Origin of the sequence: Paraburkholderia sp. SIMBA_053, from assembly GCF_046534895.1 — a bacterium.
GTDB lineage: Bacteria > Pseudomonadota > Gammaproteobacteria > Burkholderiales > Burkholderiaceae > Paraburkholderia > Paraburkholderia caledonica.
Genome location: NZ_JAWRXU010001569.1, coordinates 1 through 240, shown reverse-complemented (window position 1 = coordinate 240; position 240 = coordinate 1). Strand labels below are relative to the sequence as shown.

The following is a 240-nucleotide window of genomic DNA, read 5'->3' as shown; positions in this document are numbered from 1 at the left end:
CCGACTACGGCGTGATGCAGATCAACTCGATCCATCTGCCGGAACTCGAGCGATACGGCATCCGGCGCGACGCGCTGATGGTGCCGTGCAAGAACGTCTATATCGCCGCGTGGCATCTGCGCAAACAGGTGGTCCGCTACGGCAACACGTGGACAGCCGTGGGCGCCTATCATTCGTCGACGCCTGCGCTGCGCGACGATTACGCGCGCCGCATCGCCGCGATCATCGAACGCTGGCGGC

1 protein-coding gene is annotated in these 240 nt (G+C 64.6%); it reads left to right on the top strand.

Annotated features, from left to right (window positions below):
• On the top strand, window positions 1-240 hold a 240-nt coding region (locus tag SB753_RS40840), incomplete at both ends, for a lytic transglycosylase domain-containing protein (protein ID WP_410805647.1).